Here is a 23,805-nt window from a genome sequence, read left to right as displayed (position 1 = left end):
TGTGCTGAAAAAGTGCCGCAGTTCGGTTTTCTACAGCGGTACGAAGTACCTTTAAGGGGTGTTGAAAACCGCCCTTAAGCCCCGCTGGATCGCTGCCTTACTTCTAGCGCTCGCGGTGTCGACGGTTTTTGTGCTGCTTAGTCAGTGGCAATTCTCTCGATCCACCCAGACCGCAGAGCAGCCTTCGGTGACTACTGAAGAGGTCAAACCGCTGACTTCAGTCTTCCAACCGGGGGAGTCGATGCTCGGCACAGTGGCCGATCATGTGGTGAGTATGAGCGGTCATTTCGAAGCAAATAAGCAAGTGGTGATCAAGGATCGACTCCTCGACGGCGAAAGTGGCTATTGGGTAGTTGATGCGTTCGTAGTGGACGGTGCTCCGACGCTCAAGGGCGCAGGCGCGACTAGCTATACCGTGATTCCGGTCGCCAGGGGTTGGATCGCGGATCCGGCCAAAGCGGGGCCGCCGCCGTCGGGAACTTTGACGCTAACCGGGCGCTTGCTGCCGAGCGAAGCGCCTGTAGTAGCCAAGAATCTGCCACAAGGCCAGCTCGCGGTGCTCTCCACTGCGGAACTGATTAACGTCTGGCAAGTAAGCAGCTATCAAGGTTTTGTGGTCTCCTTCAAGGAGCAAAGCGCAGCGGGCGACGTGAGTGCGCACGCCGTTTCTAGCGATCTCAAAGGCATTTCGGTGGGCCCGCAGCCCGTTGAGCAAAAATTCAACTGGCTCAACGTTTTCTACGCGGTTGAGTGGATTGTTTTTGCCGGCTTCTCGGTGTTCTTATGGTGGCGGCTAGTCGCCGACGACTACCGCCGTGAAAACGAGCCTGAATTCGACGACGATGATGAACCGATTGATCCTGAAGAACAAGTCAAGCCAGAGCAACAAGTCAAGGAAGTGCAATAGTGAGTACTCAACGGCCCACAAAGCGTCGTTTTGGCGGAACCACGGCGCAGATTCGCTCTGCCTTGGGTTTTTACAAGGTCTTGGCCTATCTCACCGGGTCGATGCTATTGCTCCTGACCGCTGAAGTTGTGCTGCGTTATGTCTTCAACTTGGTGTTGCTTGCTGGCGGCACGGATTCTGTCACCGGCGCGGCACACGGCTTTGGCTTCGTCACAGCTGGCGAAGATAACGCGTTGCCAGTAACAGGCGGCTTCAATCTTTCGTCGACGATTTTGATTGTGCACGGCTGGATGTACGTGATTTATTTGATCGCTGACTTCCGAATCTGGTCGCTTATGCGTTGGAAGTTCAGCAAGTTCATCTTGATCGCTTTAGGCGGCGTAGTACCGTTGCTTTCCTTCTTTGTTGAGCGCCGTATTCATGCTCAAACCGTCGCGGAAATCAGTGCTAACCCACAGGCGTCAAAACGCTACTGATTCTTCGTTAGAATTGCAGGGTGACTATCCCCGCCCAAGCGCAGACTTCCCATCGCCCGATTCTGGTTGTCGACTACGGCGCCCAGTACGCGCAGCTGATTGCACGTCGGGTCCGTGAGGCCAACGTCTATTCCGTGATTGTGCCGCATACCTTCAGCACCGAGCAGTTGTTGGCTAAGAATCCGGCCGCGATCATCCTTTCCGGAGGCCCCTCGAGTGTGTACGCCGAGGGAGCCCCTTCGGTTGGAGCAGATCTTTTCGAAGCAGGCGTGCCGGTTTTCGGTATTTGCTATGGCTTTCAAGCAATGGCCCTGGCGCTTGGCGGAACAGTTGCGCAGACTGGGTTGCGCGAATATGGTGCCACTGATGTGACTTCTGCTGGTGCATCGCGCTCCATTTTGGCCGGAACGCCGGATCAACAAAATGTTTGGATGAGTCACGGCGACTCCGTGCAGGAAGCGCCCGCTGGATTTGAAGTTCTGGCCAGTACCTCTGGTGCTCCGGTAGCCGCTTTTTCAAACCCAGAGAAATGCCTTTACGGTGTGCAGTGGCACCCTGAAGTGAAGCATTCTAATTTTGGTCAGAAAGTTTTGGAGAACTTCCTCTTCAACGAAGCGAAGCTTGAGCCTAACTGGACCACCGGCAACGTTATTGAAGAGCAAGTTGAGCGAATTCGCGCCCAGGTCGGCAGCGGAAAAGTTATCTGCGGGCTTTCTGGCGGCGTGGATTCGGCGGTTGCCGCAGCCTTGGTGCAGCGCGCCGTCGGAGATCAATTGACCTGCGTTTTCGTTGACCATGGCCTACTTCGTGAAGGTGAGGCCGAGCAGGTCGAACGTGATTTCGTGGCAGTAACCGGAGTCAACCTCTACGTGGCTCGTGAAGCCGATCGATTCCTGGACGCGCTCGCTGGTGTGAGCGATCCGGAGACAAAACGTAAGATTATTGGTCGCGAATTCATTCGTTCCTTCGAAGAAGCCGAGCGGGCGCTGGTCGCCCAGGCTGGTCAAGACGGCGAGCAGATCAAGTTCTTGGTCCAAGGCACGCTGTACCCCGACGTCGTCGAGTCCGGCGGTGGCGAGGGTGCTGCGAACATCAAGAGCCACCACAATGTGGGTGGACTGCCTGATGACTTGCAGTTCGATTTAGTTGAACCGCTTCGTGCGCTTTTCAAAGATGAAGTCCGTTCGGTTGGCGCCCAATTGGGCTTGCCTGCCGAAATCGTTGGCCGTCAGCCATTCCCCGGACCTGGCTTAGGCATCCGGATCGTTGGCGAGATTACCTTGGAACGGCTCGAACTGCTCCGTAAAGCGGACGCAATTGCGCGCGCCGAGCTCACGGCGGCAGGTCTCGATAACGAAGTGTGGCAAATGCCGGTTGTGCTGCTGGCCGACGTCCGCAGCGTTGGTGTCCAGGGTGATGGCCGGACTTATGGCCACCCGATTGTCTTGCGACCGGTCTCCAGTGAGGACGCTATGACGGCCGATTGGTCCAGGCTTCCGTACGATTTGCTGGCCCGGATTTCCAACCGAATTACTAACGAGGTCGACGGCGTCAATCGCGTAGTGTTGGATGTCACCAGCAAGCCGCCGGGAACCATTGAGTGGGAGTAACCCTGAACGTGAAGTGCCTCAGCAAGATCACAGCCAACGATTTACGCTCGTTTCAGTGTGCCGTACCCGATATCGTGAACTAACCGGTTAGCCTCGGAAACATGCCGGTATGGTCAAGGTTGCAGCGCGCCGCGCGAGGGGAGTCTTCGTCGAAAGTAGTCGATGGGGCTGAACTGGATGCGCCGTCGGAAGGTGAACAAACCGTTGATCCCGCCGTCACAGAGGCCAGGCTAGCTAAAAAGGCGGCAAAGTCCGTCAAACGGGTAGCGGAGAAGAAGTTAGAGAACAACAAGGTGGAGAAGAAGGGTCACGTGTCAGATATTGTCAGCCAGCCGGAAGGCTCTGAGCAGCTGCGCGTCTGGCTCGATGCTCTGGAGCCGTTCCAGGGCCCTGACACTTTGCTCGACTTTGACCCCAAAGGTGTCGGTTGTATTGACCTGACGCATGCGCACCCATCGGGTTTGGCGCAGTTGTTAGCAAGTCGAAAAACTAGGCTTTCCACGCTGATTAGGGATCCTGGCCAGCTGAACGCGGCTTTGCACGCGGCCAGGGCATTGCGCGGAAAAATCCATGAACTCGGTTCTGACCGCGGTGTGGACGTTGGCTACTTGGCAGCTGGGACGGTTGGTTGGGGCACCTCGAGCACCGGGGTTCATCACCAAGTCAGTGCGCCGGTGATGTTGATCTCGATTTCGCTCAGCGCCCGCGCAGGGCAGGACGACTACGAACTTCAGCTGACTGCACAAGCCACGATCAATCCGGCTTTGGTTCGGTTACTTCAAAAGCACTACGGCATCAGCTTCGACCCACAGGCGGTTGCCCGTCTTGCCTACAACACCGCCCGATTTGAGCCGGGTCCGGTGTTGGAACACTTGCGGATTTTGACGGCAACAATTCCAGGCGTAAACGTCGAGCACCATCTTTTGGTTGGTAGCTTCGCGGATTTGAAAGACAATTTGGCCGATCCAGCGCTGCGCTCTGGCGAAGGATTGGTGCCAGAATTATTGCAAGCGATCTCCGCAGAAGATGGCTTCCAGGAAGCGCCAGCAGCGATAGAGGCGAAGCGGTTCACCCCGCTGGATGAGCGAGCGCCAGCGGACGAATTCCATATCTTGGATGCTGATCAAGAGCAGCAACTTGCCCTTGATGCGATCCGAGCCGGTGAGTCGCTTGTTATCTCGGCGCCACCGGGTACTGGCCAAACTCAAACCGCTTTGAACGCCATTGCGGCGTTGGCATTTGATGGCAAAAACGTCCTGGTTTTGGGCGAGCGGCGCTCCACGCTTAATGAGCTGGCTCAGCGATTCGCGGCACTTTCTTTGGACAGCGTAGTTCTGCAATTAAGCGAGCACAGCAGCCCGCAACAGCTTAAATCGCAACTGGTTCGAGCGATTGTTCGCAATGAAAAGGCTGCGGAGCCGCGGCTGGGCACTTTGCATTCGACCTTGGCCTCGCATCGTCATCAATTGATTGATCATGTGGCTTCCCTGCACGGAGTTCGGCCACGGTGGGGAGGCTCGCCCTATCAAGCGATGCAGTCTTTAGCCGAGCTCACGTCCATTCAGCCGGCGCCAGCGACCACGGTCAGACTCAAACGTAGCGTCTTAGACGCAATTAAAGACCGCGCGGAGCTCGGAGGAAGATTGCGCCGAGCGGCAGAGCTGGGCAGCTTTAGCCGTTCCGCAACCCGTAGTGCTTGGTATGGCTCGCGATTGGTCACGCGCAAGGAAACCGAAGAAGCCCATGCTTTGGCAGTTGAGTTGCTGGAAAAGCTGCCAGCATTCGCGGCAAAAATGGACGAAGTTGCTGATTACGCGCAAATTCGCCACGGCGACAGCTTCGCTCGCTGGGGTGAGCAGCTAGAGCTTTTGGTTGCGGTTCGTGAAAGCTTAGATAAGTTCATGCCGGACATCTTTGATCGTCCGGTGACGGATCTGATTTCCGCTACTGCCAGTGTTACCTGGCGTCGCGACCGAAATCTGGATATGCCGTCGATGCAACGATCCCGTTTGCGCCGGGTAGCCAGGGAATACGTTCGCCCGGGTGTGCACATTGACGATTTACACGAATCGTTGCTGTTGGTCCAGGACCAGCGTCAAGAATGGTCAGATTTCGCGACTAGCCAGCGTCATCCGGCGGTGCCATCTGGGCTGGTCGAATTGCGAAACCGCTATCACGAACTTGCGGGGGAGCTACTCAAGCTCGGTGCTGCGCTGGAACGAACGGCCGCCGGCGGAAGCCTGGAATTAGTCGAGCACAAGTCCCTGGTGCGCCGGTTGAAGGCTTTGGCAGATGACAAAGCGACCCTAGAAAACTTGCCTGAGCGGACATTGCTCGAAGAGAGTATGCGCGAACATGGCCTGGGTGAGTTGCTGGACGACCTTGCCGCTAGAGAGGTTCAGCCCGCTCAGACTCGAGCCGAGCTTGAGCTAGCTTGGTGGCAGTCTGCGCTTGAAGCGATGATCAGCGGCGATGACTACTTAGCAATGTCCGACGGCGAGAGCCTGCGTCGTTTGGAAGCCGAATATCGGTTGGCTGACCAAGCACATATTGTCTCCGGACCGGCAAGATTGCGCTGGAGCTTAGCGGCCAAATGGCGAGAACTTGTGGCCGGGCGAGGTCGAGAAACTGAATTTTTGCGCAATGTGCTCAAAGACGGGCGAGTCAATTTGGACTTGCTTGAAGCACACGCTGGCGCTTTGATTGACCAGTTGGTACCGGTGTGGACTGCTAGCCCGTTCATTGCGCCAACAGTTTTGCCGCAGGGCAAGCGTTTCGATGCGGTGGTGCTTCTAGACGCAGAGTCGATGTCAGTGCAGTCGGCGTTGCCGAGCCTGTCGCGAGCCCGCCAAGTGATTGCTTTTGGCGACAATCAGCTGCTTAGCCCCGCGCCGTTCAGCATTGCGGTGACTGCCGGTGCGCCGAAGCGCGCGAGTAGGCCTTTGATCAGCGTTTTTGACGCGTTGAGCAGGGTCCGGCCCAAAATTCAGCTTCGTCGGAGCTACCGCAGTCTTGACGAGAATCTCAGCAATCAGTTGAGCCAGGATTTCTATGGCAATGGGTTACAGCTTTTGCCATACGGCAAGGCCGTTACTGAGTTGGACCAGGCCGTTCAGGTGGAATATTTGGCAGACGGCACCGGGCTGCCCAGTAGCGATGGTGAAGGCGTCGAATCTGTTGCTGCTGAGGTAAATCGGGTTGTAGACCTTGTTTTTGAAAGCGCTCGAGTTCATCCAAGGTCATCGCTTGCCGTCATCACCGCTAGCGCCAGGCATGCGGCTCGCGTTGCAGAGGCTGTCAGGTTGAACGTGGCAAATCACCCGGACCTTCAAGAGTTTTTCGCCGGTGGCGATGAACCGTTCCGGATTGTTCACCTAGACCGGGCTCCCGGCTTGGTACGTGACCGGATTATTTTCTCGCTCGGGTTTGGTAGAACACCGCATGGTAGGGCACTACATAACTTTGGCCCGCTTTCGGCCCCTGACGGTCGAGGTAAGTTTGCGTTAGCTATGACCAGGGCTCGGGAGCATTTGAGCGTACTGAGCTGCTTCAAGCCTGAAGATCTTGATACTTCTCGACTCAATTACGGCGCTCGTGACTTTTACCAGTTATTGGCCCGCGAATTGGGCGGCACACAAATTTCTGCCACCAATGCATCACGGATTGCTCCGTCTGATCGAGCTTTAGAAGACGACCCACTTGTTGCCGATCTGGCTGATCGTCTGCGTGCCCGGGATGCCAGAGTTTGGTACAACTATGACGGCTTGATCGATATTGTTGCGGCAGCAGATCCAGTCAGATATCTGGGCGTCTCTGATGCCGAAGTTCCTACTCCGGTTGCAGTTGAATCAGATGGCTCTCGACGTTACCGAACAATGAGCGTACGGGAACGCAGCAGATTACGGCCGCAACTGTTAGAGCAGCGTGGTTGGCGGTACATGCCGTTATGGACTATTGAGGTCTTTACCGATCCGTCGGCGTGCGCTGATCGAATTGGTGGGTATCTCGGTTTGGATCGCGCACTGAACACAGCAGATCTTGCCGCACTGCTCGGTGATCAACCGCTACCAAAAATTGCCCCAACAAATCTTGACCAGGATGTTTCGATGAACTTGCCTAAGCCGTCCGAGCCAAGCAAGGAAGGCGCTCCGGTGCTGCCGCAACGCGCAGCCGAGGATGAACCGCGATCTTGGGGAGAACGTGAAAATCAAGATCACGATGAATGGCTGCGGGAGCAAAGGCCGCCGCATTGGGGATAATTTGGGGATCATATTGCCAGCAATAACATCAGCTTCGGCTGACTAACACCAGCGATATTTTGCCTCGCGTACTCGCTCCGGCCAGCGTCTTAGACTGCTCGGCTGAGGCCGCGACCACAACTAAGCCGTCTGCCTCTTTGCCGGGAAGCCAACTGTTCCCATTTGCAGTTTGAGCGCCAGTTTGGCTCCAAAGCACGGGGATCGAAGCGGCCAGGACCGTGCCATTTTCGGCTCTCCCGGTGCTGTCTTCGTTGGTCAGCACTACGGTAACCAGTTGACCAGGTGCTACGAGTTTTGCGGTTCCGGCGTCTGATAATCGGAGCGGAACGGCGACGCTTCCAGCTGGTGTTCCGGTCAGTAGGCTCTGCCCTAGCAATGAGGTGTCAGTTAAAATCTGTCCCTTACGCAGAGCGCCCGCGAGTTGCTGGCCAATTGCTTGCGAAGGCCGAGCCAACGCCGCCTGAGGAATTGCAGCCAGCGGTACCTTCAATAGCACCATATCGCTGGCCGAAATGGTGCTACCAGCGGGCAGATCCTTGCTTGCGGCTAGTGCGGTTTCCACCGGTTGGTTGGCTGGTGTGAGCTGATTGACCGCGATCGCAGCAGCCGAACATAAAAGCAGCGCCGCGATCAATCGTCGCCGACGTTTGACCAGCCGGAATATCCAGCGGAGAAGGAGCTTGACTTGGGGTGCCTTTGATCGCGAGCGCATACCAAAAGACTAGGTTTTTGCTGACGGCTGTGTTCTTCAACTAGGCCGATCGCGAAAAAATGTGTGGAAAGTTTGGCGTCAGCCTAGATGTTGCGGAGCAGTCACTTAGCCGCTGGGCTGGCAGCTTTGCTTTCCGATGAGGTCGAAGCGGCCGGCGTCGAACTTGACGGAGTCGACGGAGCTGCCGGAGCAGTGGCTGAACTCGAGGACCGGGAATCGGTGGAGTAGAAGCCAGATCCTTTGAAGGAGATCCCCACAGAATTAAATTTCTTGCGGAGATTACCGCCGCATTCGGGGCAGACCGTCAACGAGCTGTCGCTGAACGACTGCTGGATATCAAAATTGTGCCCACAGTCCTTGCAGGCATAAGCATAGGTTGGCACGGTGAATCCTCCGGTTGAATCACGGGCTTGCGGTTCAAATACCTCCTCTACCCGACTAATAATTCTAACATTCCAGCTGTCGGAAGAATTCCGGGGTTAGCGCGTAATCTACTGGCTGGTCGAATTCCTCGGTAACGAAAGCTCCTGCTTGGCGAAATTCTTCAGCATAAACGACGCCCGCGCGCACTGGCACAAAGGAAGTTTCGCTCAACTGGGCAAGGAAACGATCGTAATAGCCGCCGCCTTGGCCTAGCCGCGCGCCGCTAGCGTCCAAGGCCAATGCTGGTACCAAAATCAAACCGACGTCGGACAGTGCGGAGATGCCAAGGCGTTCGCCAATTGGCTCCTTGACCCAGGCCCTGGTACTGCGCTGTAATGCGATCCCCGGCTGCCAGTGCGTCCAGGAGAGTTGATAGTCCGCTTCGCAGATTGGCACGATTACCGAGTGGCCAGCTTTGTGGAGCCCGGTCAATAATTCGAGAACTGAAGGTTCATTTTGCACTGGTAAGTATCCCGCGATGCTTTGCTGTCCGTACGGCAAGCTGAGCTCGGCTATTAGCTGAAAGCCAACATTTCGTAATCCACTGCCGGCGTCCAGCACAGCTGAGCTGTCCAAATTAGCTCGTCGCAATCGGAACTCGTCCCGTTGTGCAGCTTTGCTTGTATCGACCATAAATGCCTCCTGTCATCATTGTCGGTTAGCCTAGGGTAATGACCAAAGCGCAACGCATCCGTAAAGCAGTCATTCCAGCTGCAGGTTTGGGCACTCGATTTTTGCCAGCGACAAAAGCTATGCCAAAAGAGATGCTCCCCGTAGTAGATAAACCTGCCATCCAATACGTGGTTCAAGAAGCCGTTGACGCGGGCCTTGAAGATGTATTGATGATCACTGGGCGTAATAAACGAGCACTGGAAGATCATTTTGATCGGGTGCCGAACATCGAACGTCTCCTGGAGGCTAAGGGAGACGCGGAGCGCCTAGAAGCCGTCCAGCACGCTACTGATCTTGGCGAGATCCATTACGTTCGCCAGGGCGACCCCAAGGGTCTTGGCCATGCCGTGCTTCGCGCTAAAACCCACGTGGGCGATGAACCATTTGCGGTACTGCTTGGTGATGATTTGATTGATGAGCGCGATGAGCTCCTTTCAACCATGTTGGAAGTTCAAGAGAGCACCGGCGGATCGGTTATCGCCTTGATCGAAGTTGAACCGGCAAGGATTAGCGCCTATGGCTGCGTCGATATGACTCCGATTGACGGCAAGGACTACGTCCGTGTCAATGAATTGGTGGAGAAGCCCGCGGTGGAGGATGCGCCGTCGAACTTGGCTGTGATTGGCCGATACGTGCTGCATCCGCGAGTTTTTGAGGTGCTAGAAAATACGCTGCCAGGCCGCGGCGGCGAAATTCAACTCACCGATGCGCTGCAGACCCTAGCTACTTCCGAAGGTGAAGGCTCTGGAGTTTACGGTGTGGTCTTTTCCGGCCGGCGATATGACACCGGTGACAAGCTGAGCTACTTGCAGGCCGTAGTCACTCTAGGTTGTGAGAATGCCGAGCTCGGACCGGATCTGCGTGCCTGGTTGAAGGACTTTAGTACCACGTTGGACCGTTGAGATTGGGTCGCTGAACCATGTGGGGTTCGGCGACTTGGCCGACCACGTTAAGTTGCGGATCGCTGACCTTACGTCCGCTGCGAAATCGGGATAAAAAGGCTTGGCAAGAAGTCCGGCTGCGTAATCAGCAATGGTTGGCGCCTTGGGAGGCAAGCAATCCTGACCCTAGTGGTCGATTGCCCAGCTTCTCTGAAATGGTGCGGTCGTTAGCTAATCAAGCACGGGTTGGCAGTGCCTTGCCTTTTGCGATCACCGAAAATAACGACGACGGCGTGCCCCGATTTGCCGGGCAACTCACCGTCAGCAGCATCATTTGGGGATCAGCGATGATGGCAACCGCTGGATATTGGGTCGATCAAGCTCGAGCCGGACGTGGTTTGGTGCCAGCTGCGCTTGCGCTGGCCACAGACCATTGTTTTCAGAATCTTGGCTTGCATCGGATGGAAATCAACATCAGGCCAGAAAATGCACCGAGCCTTCGAGTCGTGGAAAAGCTAGGCTTCCGCGATGAAGGGTTGCGACCCCGGTATTTGCACATCAACGGGGCCTGGGCAGACCATCGGACTTTCGCGCTGACCGCGGAAGAAGTCCCGGCTGGTTTGCTCGCAAGGTTGCGGCTGCAGCGCTGAGTTGAAACGGGCCGTAGATTCGGCTCGACACACCGCGGCTAATGCGGGCCGCGGCGCAAGAGCGAATTAAAGTTGAAGTGTGAATGCACCACTCAATACTTCAGTCGCTTTGGTCGTTATTGTGGCCCTCTGGCTGATTTGGGTAGTGCCATATTTTTTGCGTCTGCGCACCGTCAAAAGTTCAACGGTGGCAGTTGCAGAAATGGATGAATCGATTCCGGAACGTGAGTCGACCACGATGCTGATGGACGCTGCAACACCCCGGCCGCAGGAGGCTGTTATGACTGACAAAACCGGCCCCGCAAAAGTGGCTGAAAAGGTACAGGAATCGCTTCCCTTCGCGATCAAATATGACCGCACAGCAATTGCGTTGCTTGGTGTGGTTGCGGCGCTCGCTGTACTAATCGGTGGTGTGCTTCGGATTGCTGGCGTCGCGACAATCTGGATTCCAGTAGTTGGCGTTTTGGTCTTCGCAGGTTGCTTAGCTGCCCTGCGAGGTTTGGTAATTCGTGACAGCAAACAACGCGTTGAAGCAGCCTTCCAGGCGGCTATGTCTAGTACTGCCACTTCGGTGAAGAAGCCGCAGACTAGCTCTGTGGCTGCTCCGGCAAAACCTGCTGTGGTCTTCGATGCGCAGCAAAGTAAGGCTCCGGAGAAGCCGGCCCCGCTGACGGCGACCGAATTGCGTCGTGCGGCCTTAGCGGTTGCTGAAGGCGCCAAGGTGAACAGTGACGGCACGTGGGAACCAGTAGCGGTGCCTAAGCCGAGCTACGTAGAAGCGGCCAAAGTGGGGCGTCCAGCACCTGCGCCACTGGATCTGCCCGAGCAGCCAAAGGCGGCAGCTCGCACGTCGATCAAGAAGTCTGAAGCCGGTATCAACCAGCCGGTAGCGCCTGCTGCAAAGAACTCGGCAGCGCTCAATAACCTCGACGATGTTTTGCAGCGCCGACGAGCCTAAATCGTGCTAATAGCTGTCGCTGGCGGAACTGGCACTGCGGGCCGAGCGGTTGTCGCAGAGGCACTGGCACGTGGCCACCAGGTTCGGATACTTTCACGGCACCGTCCTCTGGAACTTGCCAGCTGCGTCGAACATTCAGTGGTTGATGCCTTCTCAGGTGAGGGTCTGGCGGACTCGCTATCTGGTGCAGCCGCCCTAGTAGACACGCTCGATGGAAAGTTTGGCAAGGCGCAAAAATCACTACCCGGCGCATCGGCGCGGTTGCTGGAAGCTGCCCGATCCGCAGCAGTGCCAAGAGCGGTGCTTTTGTCTATTATTGGCTCGGATCAGTCGTCATATTCCTATTACCAGACGCAGGCTGAGCGGGCTTCGCTGTACTTGGCCGACGATGTTGGTGCTGTGGTTTATGCGACTCAATTTCATCAGTTAGTCGGCAGTATATTTGCCTCGATTCCGGGTGTGATACCGGTCATCGCTGGCGCTTCTTTTCAGCCCGTTTCTGTTGAGAGCGTCGCGGTGAAGATTCTCGATGCCGTTGAAGCAGGCTCAGTTGAATCAGACTCCGGCGGATCAGCTGCGAAGGTGACGCGAGTTGCTGGTCCGGAGTTGCTGAGCATGGACGAGCTGGCTGCCCAATGGAAGGCTGCAGGCAATCGAGGCCTGCGGCTCCGGATGCCGTTGCCGGGCGAATTTGGCAGGTTCCTTCGCTCGGGCAAAAATCTTGCCCTTGATGCTGCCGAGCCTGGGCAGACCTTTGCGCAGTGGCTCGTGGCGCGCTCTTAAGCGCCGGCCTGATCGAGCAGATCTTCGCCCATTTCCGAAGGGTTTCAGGCTACTTCCCAGCGGTAGCCATTTGGGTCCAAGAAGTAGCCAGAGTAGCCACCCCAACCGCGTTTGGTGCCGGGCTGGAGTCTAGTGCCGCCGGAGGCCATGGCTTGGCGCAGCACCATGTCGACGTCGCCGGGCGTGCGGCAGTTATAGGCCAAGGTAATGGGCGCATTGCCGGTGGAGACGGGCCAACTTCTTCGACGAATTCTTCGATGGCCCAAAACGAAAGCACCACACTAGAGGCGATGCGAATCATCAGAACCGTTTCATCTTGATAGCTGGCCTGCCAGCCCAGCCGGTTGAGATAGAACGTTTTCGCCGCTGGGATGTCCGCCACGGCGAGGGTAATAAAGGTCAAGCGTTACCCCATGCGGTCAGTGTAACCCGCAATTTTGGCCGGATGCTGACAGTGGCGTAGGCTGGCTTAGCTTGGATTCTTTGGGTCCATGCGGGGCATTGGCGCAGTTGGTAGCGCGCTTCGTTCGCATCGAAGAGGTCAGGAGTTCGAATCTCCTATGCTCCACTTTCTAATGGTTTCAGAGGCAAGTGCTTGGGCAAAAGCCACACAGTAGGATCCGCAACGTCTCCGACTTCAGTTGGTGCTGCTTGCGATGCAATATCTGGCTTCCTTTATCAGTACGTCATCGTCGACCGCGTGTGCCATCGATGCGTCGAAGGGAGACCAGTTCATGAGCAGCATCCGGGGCCAGAAGACGTAGTTGGAAATCATCGCAGGGAAGTGGGTCGCTGCCGCCTCCGTGTCGTCGAGCTTGGCGGCTCCTAAAGCGTTCTTGGGTTCAAGATAGCGGCGTACTGAGTCTAAATAATACATCTTGCCATGCTCGAAGTTATACTCGCCCAACTCCGAAAAGCACGACAGCTCAGCGATAACAATACGGAAGAGCGCTGCCATGCCGGGACGGGTAAGCAATGCCGCACACCTGCGACCGATCACCGTGAGTCCCGACCGAAGATCTCCTGCCGGCGGCCGGAGTTTACCGTCGTCCTCGACTTTCCAGGACCCCGTCACGATCGCATCGAACAGGGCCGCCTTGGTGGAGAACTGCTTGAACAGGTTCGCCTTCGATACCCTGCCGCCTCGGAGACCTTGGCGAGTGAGGTGCCGGCATACCCGGCATCAAGAAACAATCTGTTGACCACTTCGTTGATGGCAGCCCGCTTCTGCTCGGCAACGCACTGGTGGTAGGTCGAAGACTCCGTCGGCGTGCACGCCATGAGACCTACGGCGATTCACCCGACTCACCAATGTTTCATCGAGAGGGTCACATTATGAGGCGCTTCGACAAGCAGACTATTTTGGTTGCTGGTTGCTGGTTGCTGGTTGCTGGTTGCTGGTTGCTGGTTGCACCGGCGGACCAGGCGCCAGCCGCGTCCGGGCTTACTACCAAGAAGGGGCGAATGTCCTTATCGCAGGCACGTCCGAAGGGCCAGGCAAAGAACTTGCCACCGAACTCGGCGAGCGAGCTTTGTTCGCCCGGCTGGATGTTACTGATGAGGAGGCCTAGGCTGCAGCGGTCACCGAGACCGAGCGCCATTTTGGGTCGATCGCGGTGCTGAGACCGCACTCTCGAGGTTGACCTCACCGGTACGTTCCTCGGCATCAATGCTGTGAACCCGTCACTGCGGTGCAACGGAGGGGGAGCGATCGTCAACAGATCACATCGGCACGTAGTTCTACGCGCCCTACGTCGCCAGCAAATTGATGCTACGTGAGCTGACTAGGACCGCCGCACTGTGGAGCTAAGTCGGGATCGCATCCGGGTCGACTCCATTAATCCCGGCGTCATTTCAAGGCCCTTGATCAACGAGTCGATCGCGGGCCTACTCGCCCGAACCGTTCGCCATGTCACGATTGGGTGCTCAGACCGACTTCACGGCTCTGCTTCTCTGTCTCACCTCTGTCGACGCCTCGTTTGTCGCAAGTTCGTGTTGCGCACGGAGGGCTCCTTCTCGGCCCTGCCCTGCAGCCGATACGATGGCGAGATGACCGGATCACCAGCCGCTCTGAGCGCCCCGTCGTCTCGCTGGCGCCGCGGGGAAGTGGGCGGGGCCTAAGTCACAGACGATGAGGTTCGGCTAAGTTTCTGCTTGGGACTTGGCGGGTAACCCGGGGAGCGTGAATGCTCCCCCCCCCACCGAGGGAGGCTTTGGGGGACTCGTCGGGCCGTCAGCGAAAGAGTAGGAATCGCCGAACATGCAGAGGAAGAGCTACAGTCTGAATCGCCCCGGCGTGTCCGGAGGGTTTCTCAGACGATGAGCCTGTCGGCGGCTGCCGTGCTCTGGTAGTGATTGTAGTAGTGGTTTTCTAGCTCTACTGGTGGGATGTCTCCGCAGTACTGGTAGAGCCTTCGGTGGTTGTACCAATCGGCCCATTCAGCGGTGCCGATTTCGACTTCTTCTAGAGTCCGCCAGGGCTTGCCGGGTTTGATCAGCTCGGTCTTATAAAGCCCGTTGATGGTTTCCGCCAAGACGTTGTCGTAACTATCACCCACAGAACCGATCGAGGGGCGGATACCGGCCTGGGCCAGGCGTTCGGTGAAGGCCAAGGAGGCGTATTGAGCCCCGGCATCGTGATGATGAATCACCCCGGAAATCTCAGCCCCGGCCCGTTCACGACTCCAGATTGCCTGATTAACTGCGTTGAGCACTAGCACGGTGTTCATAGAAGCACTCGCTGACCAGCCCAGGATCCTCCGAGAGTAAGCATCGATCACGAAGGCAACATAGACCCACCCGGACCAGGTCGAAACATAGGTGAAATCAGCTACCCATAGCCGATCCGGTGCCGTTGGTGTGAAATCACGGCGGACCAAGTCCTTCGCTCGGGCCGCCTTCGAGTCTTTGATCGTGGTGCGTTTGACCTTGCCACGGACCGCACCCTGTATGCCAAGTAACCCCATGAGCCGTTCTACCGTGCACCTGGCCACCGGCACACCTTCACGGTTCATCGCCAACCAGACTGTCCTGGTGCCGTAAACCCCGTAATTAGCGGCATACACCTTCTGGATCACGGGCTTGAGCACCTCATCACGTTGTTCTCGGTGAGATCGTGTTTTATCCACCCATTCGTAGTACGTGGGACGGGGTGGTCTTCACCCCGTCCCAGTAAGCACCTGGCAGATCGACTCGACACCCCACCGCAATCCATTATTCTCGCGGTGACCGGCATGGTCCTTGATGTATTTCACGATCAGTGTTGTGGCGGTCGAGTTCGACCGCGAAAAAAGCTGAAGCACTCCGAAGGATCGCGTTCGCCCGTTTCAGCTCAGCGTTCTCACGCCGTAACCGTTTCAGCTCGGCCGATTCCGTGCTCGTTGTTCCAGTTCTAGTACCAACATCGATCTCGGCTTGCCGGACCCATTTACGCACCGTTTCCGGCACACCCACACCCAAAAGCTGGGCAACTTTTTGCATCGCCGCCCACGCCGAAGACGCACCCTCCATCTCCGCCACCATGCGCACCGCACGATCCTTCAACTCCTGCGGATACCGTGTCGTAGTTTTCCCTGCCATGTCCTGATCCTCTCAAACAAGAAAGTCTCCGGACACACCGGGGCGATTCAGTTTCCAAATCCCGTCCGGCGCACACTCATGTGATGCAGTGCGCGTAAGGGAATTGGTAGCAATCTGAGCAGGATTATCGCAACGGCAATCGACATAAACAAAGGTGTTGCCGCAATGAGTGGATCAAGTTTCGCCACGGACGTTGCGCCATCACTGCTTGTGCCGCTACTACTGGTCACCGAGTACCCTCGTCCGACTAAAAGTGCAGTCAGAACGCCGGCGAGGATGATGACTAGGGCTTCGGCGGCAAGCCGCCATTTTCTTGCGGATCTACGTCTGGTCTCACCGCGGAGCGATACCTGGTTATCGGGTACAAGCGCGGCCAGGATCATTGCGGGAGCGCAGCTGAAAATTAGTGGCAGCACAAGATCAGTCCAGCGAGTTGGTGCCGGAAAGAGGATGATCGCTCCGACAGCCCCGAGTGCACCGGCAGGCAACGCCATCAGTGCGCCCTCGGTAGCGAGAACTTTTCGCAGTTGCCAGGTGGAGGCTCCCCGGGCGGAGCTGATCCGCAGTGTTGATTCGGCCCGTCTGACAATCAGAGCTAGGCAAAGCGCCAGCGCGCTGAGGCAAAGCCCAAGCGGTGCCGAAGCTAAGAGTGCGAGGATTGCATTAGTTGAGGACCCACTTTGTAACGAGTCGTTAAGGACGCCAATTGCGTTCGAAACGAACCGAGTGCCGCCAGATTGCTGGGAGGTTTCAGGCGGGGGTGAGTCGCCAAGTGTCAACTGCTGATTGAGAAACGATCTGAGTTGTTGCACGGTTTGGGCTGTATTGCCGTCGTTGAGAATTCCTGGCTGGAACGGATACCACAGTAGTGCTTTGAAGTAGGGTCGTGCCTTGCTTCCATCAGGCAACGTTGCGTCGAAAAGCGTTGAAATCAAGGAGGTTGCTGGGTAAAGCTGCATCCCGATCTTAATGCCGGTGTCGGGGCGATCATCGACGAGGGGATACTTTGCATCGTGATTGACCGCCCAGTAGGGATCTTCCGAATCTGTGGGTTGAAATATACCGACAAGCTTGAAGCGCAGTTGTGCTGGTGAATTGGCGGCCGGCGTTGAAATTTCTCGATCAATTTTCCAACCGATACTCGCCGCGGTGGCTTGGGAAGCCATGACTTCGATTGGAGTTGATGTGGTGTGGGCATTTGGGCTGCGGCCCTCGATGATCTTGATTCTGGGACTCAGCCGGGGATCGAAGGCAAGAGTGGCACTTAGGCCGGTCACGCGCCGGGGAAGTTCTTGAGTCGTTGGTTGCGCATCTTTTTGTAACGAAAGCGGTCTGCTACCCAGAGTGAAGGTGTACTGGGGCTGTCCAAGCACTGAACGCAGCGGCTCCGGTTGTTTGTCGCGGAAGGCAGCCAGCTGGGCGTCGGTTTCTGCAAAATTCTTAGCGTCGTCGGCGCTCAAATCAGTCGACGAAGATGCAGGGATTGGTGCGGAAGGAAATCGAGTGGGAAGAGGAACCCCGGGGATCACTGCAGTGGGGTAAAACAAAGCCGCCGGGCTATTTTTGATTTGTTGCTGGATGTCAGCTGAAATGAGATTACTGACTGCTCGTGGCCACAACGTCAGCATGAAGACTGCTAGCAAAACTACGCAGGCAGTCAGTGTTGCAACTCCGGGAGATGCTTTGAACCCAGTCTGCAAAAGCGACCTGAGCCGAGTTGAGCCGCTCATAGTTGGTCCTGCACAGTGGGCGAGGCCTTAGCGCGTTTGATGATCATCAGGCTGTATATGGAGTTGACGAGCAAGGCGAGTGCTAGTTCGACGGCGAGCGTTATTGCCAGCGGAACCCAGGCGAACTCCAGCAACAAAGGCGTGTTGCCATTGGTCCCGGTGAGCGTGGCTCTGACCAGTGCGGGCAGCACCGCAAAGGACACCGCGAATCCTATGCCTGTGCCCAGTGCGATTGCTAGCACAGCTGCGGGGCTTATCTCTTGACGACGTCCCTTTGCTTGATCGGCGGCTGAAACGCCTAACGCGCGCAAGACCGCTATCTCGCCATCTCGAACTCTCGCGGTTGCAAGGATGTTGGCAAACAAAGCGGCTGCGAATAGCAGCAGTGCGCAGACGGCGCCAAGCCAAAGTGACACGACACCGGGCCCGGCAAATTGATCCGAGATGCTGTTTCCGGGAAGGCTGATTTTTGAATCAGAAGGAGCGAGGGATTTCACCTGCTGCGCCGTAAGCTCCGGTTGCGCACTGGATATCCACCATTGATTCGAGTTGAGTACCGGTTGCCAGCGCTGCCACTCCGCCCGTTGAAAACGTTGCAGATCGCTCATAACAGCCAATGCCGTTGAGCTACCCGGCAAAGCCTGAACAATTGTCTCGATCCGGGATTCGATTCTGACGCCAGGTAGGTTGAGCGTCAAGGAGTCTCCGCTCTTCGCATTGATGCTGTTGGCGAATGCCTGACTTGCTACCAGCGCCAGCGGCGTCTGCTTTGCCGCTGCTGCCGTTGTGAAACGAACTGAGATGTTGCCAGTGGCTGTTGGCGAAGCTTGAACTGATGGCCCATCATTACCGATCGTGTATTTGGGCGACTTCTCCGTTATGCCGCGGAGCTTGTCAACGGAGAGTGGTTTTGAGGCATCGCCGTTTAAAGAGAGGGAATGTAACGTCACCGCCGCGCCAATTTCGCCAGCTTGATAACCGAATCCGAGCCCCATCGAGATGTCGATGCCGATGAGGCGGCGAGGCTCTGAGCTCGAAGTCAGGGAGATATTGAGCGGTCCAACGTTCATCTGACCTGGGGGCAATGGTTGTGACTCCACCGCGAACGGAACGATTCCATCGTGGCCTTCCAACCAAATCGTTGCGCTGAAATTGCGGTCCGACGATGAATTGCCGTTGCTCACTGCGAAACTTGCGGAAAGCGACCTCGAACCGGCAGGGATCAATGGCGAGTCTTCATCAAGATTTTCTGGCTGTAACGCAGCGCGCAGTTTTTCGGTGTCGGGGTAACTCGGGTCCAGGAGCTTCGTGAGCGTAGCGCCTTCTACCGCGGTGAAGGTGACATTCTCATCCTTGGAATCGAGCAGAGCCGAATAGACTCGGCTGCTCGCGGTCACCCCTGGAAGCAAATTCACCGATGATAGATCCTGAACATCGGCTGCGCGTTCGACGACCGAAATTTGCGGCAATTCCACTCGCACGGCAGCTCCATTGGTCAACCGAGAACCAACGATCTGACTCTGCTGAAAACTCTGTGAATAGCCAGCGGCAAGAGTCGTAGCTGCCGCTGTGATCGAAAGCAACATCACCGGTACGGCAAGTGCGCCGATTCTGCGGGCAGTCTGCCGAGCCGCGAGGGTTGCCAAAGCGCTCCCCGAACCAGCGAGTCGGTTCTCGCGCCACTGTGCCAGCAAGGCAATCAGCAGCACCAACAAGGCGGCGCCAACAATAATCAGAATTGCGGGCGCGGGTACCGCCAAAAGATTTACCTGACCATCAGCACTCAGCGGAGAACCGTACAAAAAGAATTGCCATCCGCTCACCGCAGCCACCGCGCAAATCGCCGCCACAACGCCGAAAGAGGCCAGTTTCCGCTTCCGACCGGACAGCGATTTGCGTTGGGACTCAGTACTGGACCTGAGTGCACGGATGCCGATGCTGCTCAGGATCAAGCAGACGCCAAGAGCCACCCAGACCGGCACAGGCCAAGCACTAAGCGCGGTTTGGATTACCGTTGGCAACCAGTCCTGGGCGGAGCCGCTCAACCAATGTCCTAACAAGGGCCAAAGTAGCAAGGCGAAAGCGAAGCCCACTGCGCTGGCAACCAGTGATATTGCGGCAGCCTCAGTCAGCACGAGCGAGGCGGCGCTTCGTAATGACAACCCACGCGCTTGAAGCAGTGCTTCTTCGCGGTTCCTAGCCGAGACCAGCAGCCGGCTGACCTGGATTAGGGTCACTGACCCTAAAAGGAAGAGCAGAATGAAAGCACTGGGGGGGTGATGCCTTGTATTGATCCAGTTGCCTTGGCAGCGTTATGTATATTCAAGCTCAACGTGTCGCTCAGGGTGGCGCCACCACTACTTAGGCTCTGATCGTCGAGAAATTCTTGTTTGGCTCGAGAAATTACGGACGGGATCACCTGGAGTGCCGCCGAATCAATCCTTTCCGCACTTGGCAGAATCAGCCAGCTCACTCGGAGCGGCGAGCCCCCAGAGTTCTTTTGGGCTGCGTCTGGGGTACTCAGTGCCAGCAGGGTCTCGCCACTCTGATTCTGGTTGGACGACGTCGGCAGTGTAGCAAGCGCGAGCCTCGCCTTCATATCGGTGCTGAATATCCCTGCAACGGTGAAATTCTCGGGATTGCTCGGCGCTGCATCATCATTTTGCCTGGCATCCGGCGCTAGCGAAATTTCGGAACCGACCGCAAGCCTGAAGAGCGAAGCTTTCGCACGAGAGATCGCAATTTCTTGGCTGGACTGCGGGAGGTGACCTTCAAGAAGGCTGATCCCGGTCGGCTCGGACTCCCCATCACGGGCTGCGGGCCAGGCATCAAAGATCAAACTGAGTGGCGTTTTGGTCTCGCCAGCGAGTCGTGCCGCGATCGGATAGCTCTGCATTGTTCGGTAAATTTCCGTGCCGGCAACCAACTGGCTACCGCTGAAAAGCGCGCTTGCCTTTGCGCTTTGGTCAGCGCCGTCGCTAATCAGAGAAGTGCTGATCCTGGCATATCCCAGAGGTTGCTCGGCTGAGCCGGCAAGGTCACGCAGACTACGCGTCGCGGCAACCTGCGTGTACGCGATTTGGCCGCACAATACTGCGGTAATCATCGTCACGATCGCGGCCAGAAGGGAAAAAGACCGAGGCGGTTACGTGCTCGTCGGAACAACAGGCTGCCGAACGTCAACTGTTTCCTCCGCCGCGTGAATGAAGCTATCTTTGGCATCATTCTCCTTACGCTTCCGGAATGCAATGGTTTATTGACTATCGATTCGAAAAAGTCTTTTTCAGCCCTTTATGACCGGGGTGTAGGTCTCGTTTTGTTCTGTTCAACAAGCAAGGTAATATGGATAGTCGTTATGCGTGTCCTTGCTCGATAGTACGCGCTCATGTGCAGGCTCAGTTGCTAGAGTCACTATGCGCGGGGTGTGATCGGGCGCTTTGGATGACTGGTTGTATGGAGCCCTCACCTCTTTTCCGGTAGCGCATGAAGACGTGATGTCGGCCCGCGCCCAGTGCGGACGATATAACCCATGAACACGAAACGAAGGCAAAAACTGTGCGTACGTACACCCCGAAGCCCGGCGATATCAATCGCCAGTGGCACGTCATTGACGCCACCGACGTTGTCCTGGGTCGTCTTGCCAGCCAGACCGCAACACTGCTGCGCGGAAAGCACAAGCCGACCTTTGCTCCCCATATGGATATGGGCGACTTCGTCATCATCATCAACGCCGAGAAGGTTGCCTTGACCGGCGCCAAGCTCGAGCAAAAGCGCGCTTACCGCCACTCGGGTTACCCGGGCGGCCTCTCCAGCGTCAACTACGCCGAGCTCTTGGAAAAGAACCCGGTTCGCGCTGTAGAGAAAGCAATCAAGGGCATGCTGCCCAAGACTTCGCTTGCTGCTCAGCAGCTGTCCAAGCTGAAGGTATACCGCGGTGCTGAGCACCCGCATGCCGCTCAGCAGCCGAAGACGTTTGAAATCACCCAGGTCGCCCAGTAGTTCTGCGCCTACGCAAACCAACTTATTTTCAAGGAGAATTGTGGCTCAGAATACTGAAGAGCTGAACACCGAGGCCGTCGCTCCCGACGTAGCCGAGGAAGAAGTACTAACTAGTTACACCTCGGAGAGCTCCGCTTCTGCGGACGACGCTCCGAAAAAAGAGCGCCCGGCACTCACCGTTTCCGGTGCAGCTGTTGGCCGCCGTAAAGAAGCTATTGCGCGCGTCCGGGTTACCCCGGGTACCGGCAAATGGATTGTCAACGGCCGCGAATTGGCTGATTACTTCCCGAACAAGCTTCACCAGCAAGAAGTCAACGAGCCCTTCAAGATTCTTGATCTTGATGGTGCTTATGACGTTGCCGCTCGTATCTCCGGTGGTGGCCCCTCCGGCCAGGCCGGCGCGTTGCGTTTGGGTGTTGCCCGCTCGCTCAACGAGATCGACGTCGACAACAACCGCGCCACGCTGAAAAAGGCAGGCTTCCTGACTCGTGACGCTCGCGTCATCGAGCGTAAGAAGGCTGGTCTCAAGAAGGCTCGCAAGGCTCCGCAGTACTCGAAGCGCTAAATCGCGCCCTGCAAAGGCCCGTCGACTTCGGCTGGCGGGCCTTTCGCGTGCCCTCAGGTACCCTTCAGCGCTTCGGATAGCAAGACGTCTTTGCGATAGCAAGAAGTAGGTGTCTCTTGCTATCACAAAGACGTCTTGCTATCCGAAGCGGAATCTCTTGATAATCCATCACCTGGCAAAACTCACTTTGAAGCAAGAGAATTGCTCGGGAGCGGGTAGAATTATCTGCGATGTCTAGATTGTTTGGAACCGACGGTGTCCGGGGCTTGGCCAATGGCTTGCTCACTGCAGAGCTGGCTCTATCGCTGGCCCAAGCGGCCGCTGTGGTGCTTGGTCACGACCAACTTGCTGAAGGTAAACGCCCACGAGCGGTGATCGCTCGAGATCCGCGTGCCAGTGGCGAGTTTATTGGTGCTGCTGTTGAAGCGGGGTTGGCAAGTGCCGGCGTTGACGTTTACGACGCCGGAGTCTTGCCGACGCCGGCAGCCGCTTATTTGATCGCCTCGCTCGATGCGGATTTCGGTGTGATGATTTCTGCCTCACACAATCCGGCTGCTGATAACGGGATTAAGTTCTTTGCCCGCGGTGGCCAAAAGCTTGCAGACGATGCCGAAGATGCCATCGAAGCGCAGCTCAAAGTTAAGCCCCACCGCCCGACCGGCGTCGGCGTCGGACGTATTCAGCGCTTCTCTGATGCGGAAGACCGATACATTCTGCATCTACTCACCACGCTGCCGCACCGCTTGGACGGCCTGACGGTGGTGCTCGACTGCGCGCACGGGGCAGCAAGCGGCTGTTCACCTCAGGTGTTCAAAGATGCCGGTGCAAAGGTCATCGTGATCGGCGCTGAGCCGGATGGCTTGAACATTAATGACGGCGTAGGCTCGACTCATTTGGGACCTTTGCAAGAGGCCGTCGTCGCCAACGGTGCTGACCTTGGCATTGCGCACGACGGCGATGCCGATCGGTGCCTGGCGGTGGACCATGAGGGCAACGTCATCGATGGCGATCAAATCATGGCGATTTTGGCGCTCGCTTTGAAGGCCGATGGCAAGCTGAAAGACAACGTACTGGTCGCAACCGTGATGAGCAATCTTGGCTTGAAAATTGCCTTGCGCGAGGCCGGTATTTCGATCCGAGAGACTGCGGTGGGGGATCGCTACGTCCTTGAAGCGATGCGCCAGGGTGGGTTTAACCTTGGCGGAGAGCAGTCCGGTCACGTGATATTTGCTGATCATGCTACTACCGGCGATGGCGTGCTAACGGGCTTGCAGCTTGCGGCTCAGGTGGCACGAACCAGACGCAGCTTGCAGCAACTGGCTACCGCAATGACAAAGCTTCCGCAGCTAATGATCAACGTCAAGGGCGTAGATAAGACTCGGGCTCAAACAGATGAAGGCGTCCGCGAGGCCGTGGCCAGAGCCGAACAAGAACTGGGGCAAACAGGTCGAGTTTTGTTGCGTCCCTCAGGTACCGAAGCATTGGTGCGAGTTATGGTCGAGGCCGGCGATATGGCAACGGCAACTCGGATTTGTGAGGATTTAGCTGAGGTTATAGAAAAGCGGCTGGCACTCGCCGTTTAAACGAATACCAGCCGCTTT

20 protein-coding genes, 1 tRNA gene and 2 pseudogenes are annotated in these 23,805 nt (G+C 56.8%); 13 read left to right on the top strand and 10 right to left on the bottom strand.

All coding sequences use genetic code 11. The annotated features are described in order from the left end of the window. Positions 1-58 precede the first annotated feature (58 nt). The 4 genes from RSAL33209_RS07685 to RSAL33209_RS07670 all read left to right on the top strand — a co-directional run bounded on the left by RSAL33209_RS07685 (position 59) and on the right by RSAL33209_RS07670 (position 7,252). Positions 59-907, top strand: a complete 849-nt coding sequence (locus RSAL33209_RS07685; RefSeq protein WP_012245164.1) for an SURF1 family protein — start codon at positions 59-61, stop codon at positions 905-907. Next, on the top strand, positions 907-1,383 hold the full coding sequence (locus RSAL33209_RS07680) for a DUF3817 domain-containing protein (RefSeq protein WP_012245163.1): 477 nt from the start codon (positions 907-909) through the stop codon (positions 1,381-1,383). Before RSAL33209_RS07685 ends, RSAL33209_RS07680 begins: the two co-directional genes overlap by 1 nt. Positions 1,384-1,442: 59 nt before the next feature. Beyond that, the gene (gene guaA / locus RSAL33209_RS07675; protein WP_411740996.1) at positions 1,443-2,993 is read left to right on the top strand and encodes a glutamine-hydrolyzing GMP synthase; all 1,551 of its coding nucleotides are present in this window, start codon (positions 1,443-1,445) and stop codon (positions 2,991-2,993) included. A gap of 101 nt (positions 2,994-3,094) precedes the next feature. Then, on the top strand, positions 3,095-7,252 hold the full coding sequence (locus RSAL33209_RS07670) for a DUF4011 domain-containing protein (protein ID WP_012245161.1): 4,158 nt from the start codon (positions 3,095-3,097) through the stop codon (positions 7,250-7,252). A gap of 28 nt (positions 7,253-7,280) precedes the next feature. Here the strand turns inward: RSAL33209_RS07670 and RSAL33209_RS07665 are convergent, their stop codons facing one another. The 3 genes from RSAL33209_RS07665 to RSAL33209_RS07655 all read right to left on the bottom strand — a co-directional run bounded on the left by RSAL33209_RS07665 (position 7,281) and on the right by RSAL33209_RS07655 (position 9,020). Next, positions 7,281-7,964 (bottom strand): RcpC/CpaB family pilus assembly protein, encoded by a 684-nt coding sequence (locus tag RSAL33209_RS07665; protein WP_012245160.1) that lies wholly within the window; start codon positions 7,962-7,964, stop codon positions 7,281-7,283. A 101-nt stretch (positions 7,965-8,065) separates the two neighbouring features. Further along, entirely contained in the window at positions 8,066-8,347 is a 282-nt protein-coding gene (locus RSAL33209_RS17035) for an FmdB family zinc ribbon protein (RefSeq protein WP_012245159.1), read from the bottom strand. A gap of 64 nt (positions 8,348-8,411) precedes the next feature. Further along, the gene (locus RSAL33209_RS07655) at positions 8,412-9,020 is read right to left on the bottom strand and encodes a 5-formyltetrahydrofolate cyclo-ligase (protein WP_012245158.1); all 609 of its coding nucleotides are present in this window, start codon (positions 9,018-9,020) and stop codon (positions 8,412-8,414) included. A gap of 38 nt (positions 9,021-9,058) precedes the next feature. Here RSAL33209_RS07655 and galU point away from each other — a divergent pair, with 38 nt between their 5' ends. From galU to RSAL33209_RS07635, 4 genes are all read left to right on the top strand, one after another. Beyond that, entirely contained in the window at positions 9,059-9,961 is a 903-nt protein-coding gene (gene galU, locus RSAL33209_RS07650) for a UTP--glucose-1-phosphate uridylyltransferase GalU (protein WP_012245157.1), read from the top strand. Positions 9,962-9,978: 17 nt separating this feature from the next. Beyond that, positions 9,979-10,590: a GNAT family N-acetyltransferase gene (locus RSAL33209_RS07645; RefSeq protein ID WP_012245156.1), complete on the top strand. Its 612-nt coding sequence runs from the start codon at positions 9,979-9,981 to the stop codon at positions 10,588-10,590. A 79-nt stretch (positions 10,591-10,669) separates the two neighbouring features. Further along, entirely contained in the window at positions 10,670-11,548 is an 879-nt protein-coding gene (locus RSAL33209_RS07640; protein ID WP_012245155.1) for a hypothetical protein, read from the top strand. Between the two features lie 3 nt (positions 11,549-11,551). Further along, a complete protein-coding gene (locus RSAL33209_RS07635; protein ID WP_012245154.1) occupies positions 11,552-12,331 on the top strand; it encodes an SDR family oxidoreductase in 780 nt (259 codons plus the stop codon). Between the two features lie 44 nt (positions 12,332-12,375). Here RSAL33209_RS07635 and RSAL33209_RS17530 read toward each other — a convergent pair whose 3' ends face one another. Beyond that, positions 12,376-12,597 (bottom strand): VOC family protein, encoded by a 222-nt coding sequence (locus tag RSAL33209_RS17530; RefSeq protein WP_012245153.1) that lies wholly within the window; start codon positions 12,595-12,597, stop codon positions 12,376-12,378. A gap of 56 nt (positions 12,598-12,653) precedes the next feature. Next, a pseudogene (locus RSAL33209_RS20025) lies at positions 12,654-12,734 on the bottom strand (hypothetical protein); the annotation flags it as partial. Positions 12,735-12,826: 92 nt separating this feature from the next. Here RSAL33209_RS20025 and RSAL33209_RS07625 point away from each other — a divergent pair. Next, a tRNA-Ala gene (locus tag RSAL33209_RS07625) sits at positions 12,827-12,899 on the top strand. Between the two features lie 69 nt (positions 12,900-12,968). Here RSAL33209_RS07625 and RSAL33209_RS07620 read toward each other — a convergent pair. Then, positions 12,969-13,289, bottom strand: a complete 321-nt coding sequence (locus RSAL33209_RS07620; protein ID WP_233494293.1) for a TetR/AcrR family transcriptional regulator C-terminal domain-containing protein — start codon at positions 13,287-13,289, stop codon at positions 12,969-12,971. A gap of 415 nt (positions 13,290-13,704) precedes the next feature. Here RSAL33209_RS07620 and RSAL33209_RS20020 point away from each other — a divergent pair, with 415 nt between their 5' ends. Then, entirely contained in the window at positions 13,705-13,902 is a 198-nt protein-coding gene (locus RSAL33209_RS20020; RefSeq protein WP_199533210.1) for an SDR family NAD(P)-dependent oxidoreductase, read from the top strand. 741 nt (positions 13,903-14,643) lie between these two features. Here the strand turns inward: RSAL33209_RS20020 and RSAL33209_RS17025 are convergent. From RSAL33209_RS17025 to RSAL33209_RS07590, 4 genes and pseudogenes are all read right to left on the bottom strand, one after another. Next, positions 14,644-15,910 (bottom strand): annotated as a pseudogene (locus RSAL33209_RS17025) (IS3 family transposase). A 47-nt stretch (positions 15,911-15,957) separates the two neighbouring features. Continuing rightward, complete coding sequence (locus tag RSAL33209_RS07600) at positions 15,958-17,640, bottom strand: hypothetical protein (protein WP_012245148.1); 1,683 nt, start codon at positions 17,638-17,640, stop codon at positions 15,958-15,960. Next, positions 17,637-19,877 carry an ABC transporter permease gene (locus tag RSAL33209_RS07595; RefSeq protein WP_012245147.1) on the bottom strand — a complete coding sequence of 747 codons (2,241 nt, stop codon included), beginning with the start codon at positions 19,875-19,877 and terminating at the stop codon, positions 17,637-17,639. The genes RSAL33209_RS07600 and RSAL33209_RS07595 overlap by 4 nt, the downstream gene beginning before the upstream one ends. 5 nt (positions 19,878-19,882) lie before the next feature. Further along, a complete protein-coding gene (locus RSAL33209_RS07590) occupies positions 19,883-20,746 on the bottom strand; it encodes a hypothetical protein (protein WP_041684587.1) in 864 nt (287 codons plus the stop codon). Between the two features lie 449 nt (positions 20,747-21,195). Here RSAL33209_RS07590 and rplM point away from each other — a divergent pair, with 449 nt between their 5' ends. From rplM to glmM, 3 genes are all read left to right on the top strand, one after another. Next, complete coding sequence (gene rplM / locus RSAL33209_RS07585; RefSeq protein WP_012245145.1) at positions 21,196-21,639, top strand: 50S ribosomal protein L13; 444 nt, start codon at positions 21,196-21,198, stop codon at positions 21,637-21,639. 40 nt (positions 21,640-21,679) lie between these two features. Next, entirely contained in the window at positions 21,680-22,204 is a 525-nt protein-coding gene (gene rpsI, locus RSAL33209_RS07580) for a 30S ribosomal protein S9 (protein ID WP_041684586.1), read from the top strand. Positions 22,205-22,434: 230 nt separating this feature from the next. Continuing rightward, the gene (glmM, locus tag RSAL33209_RS07575) at positions 22,435-23,787 is read left to right on the top strand and encodes a phosphoglucosamine mutase (RefSeq protein WP_012245143.1); all 1,353 of its coding nucleotides are present in this window, start codon (positions 22,435-22,437) and stop codon (positions 23,785-23,787) included. The last annotated feature ends 18 nt before the right edge of the window (positions 23,788-23,805 follow it).

Source organism: Renibacterium salmoninarum ATCC 33209 (genome assembly GCF_000018885.1).
GTDB lineage: Bacteria > Actinomycetota > Actinomycetes > Actinomycetales > Micrococcaceae > Renibacterium > Renibacterium salmoninarum.
The sequence above is the reverse complement of the archived record's forward strand: the minus strand, read 5'-3'. Positions and strand labels throughout refer to the sequence as shown.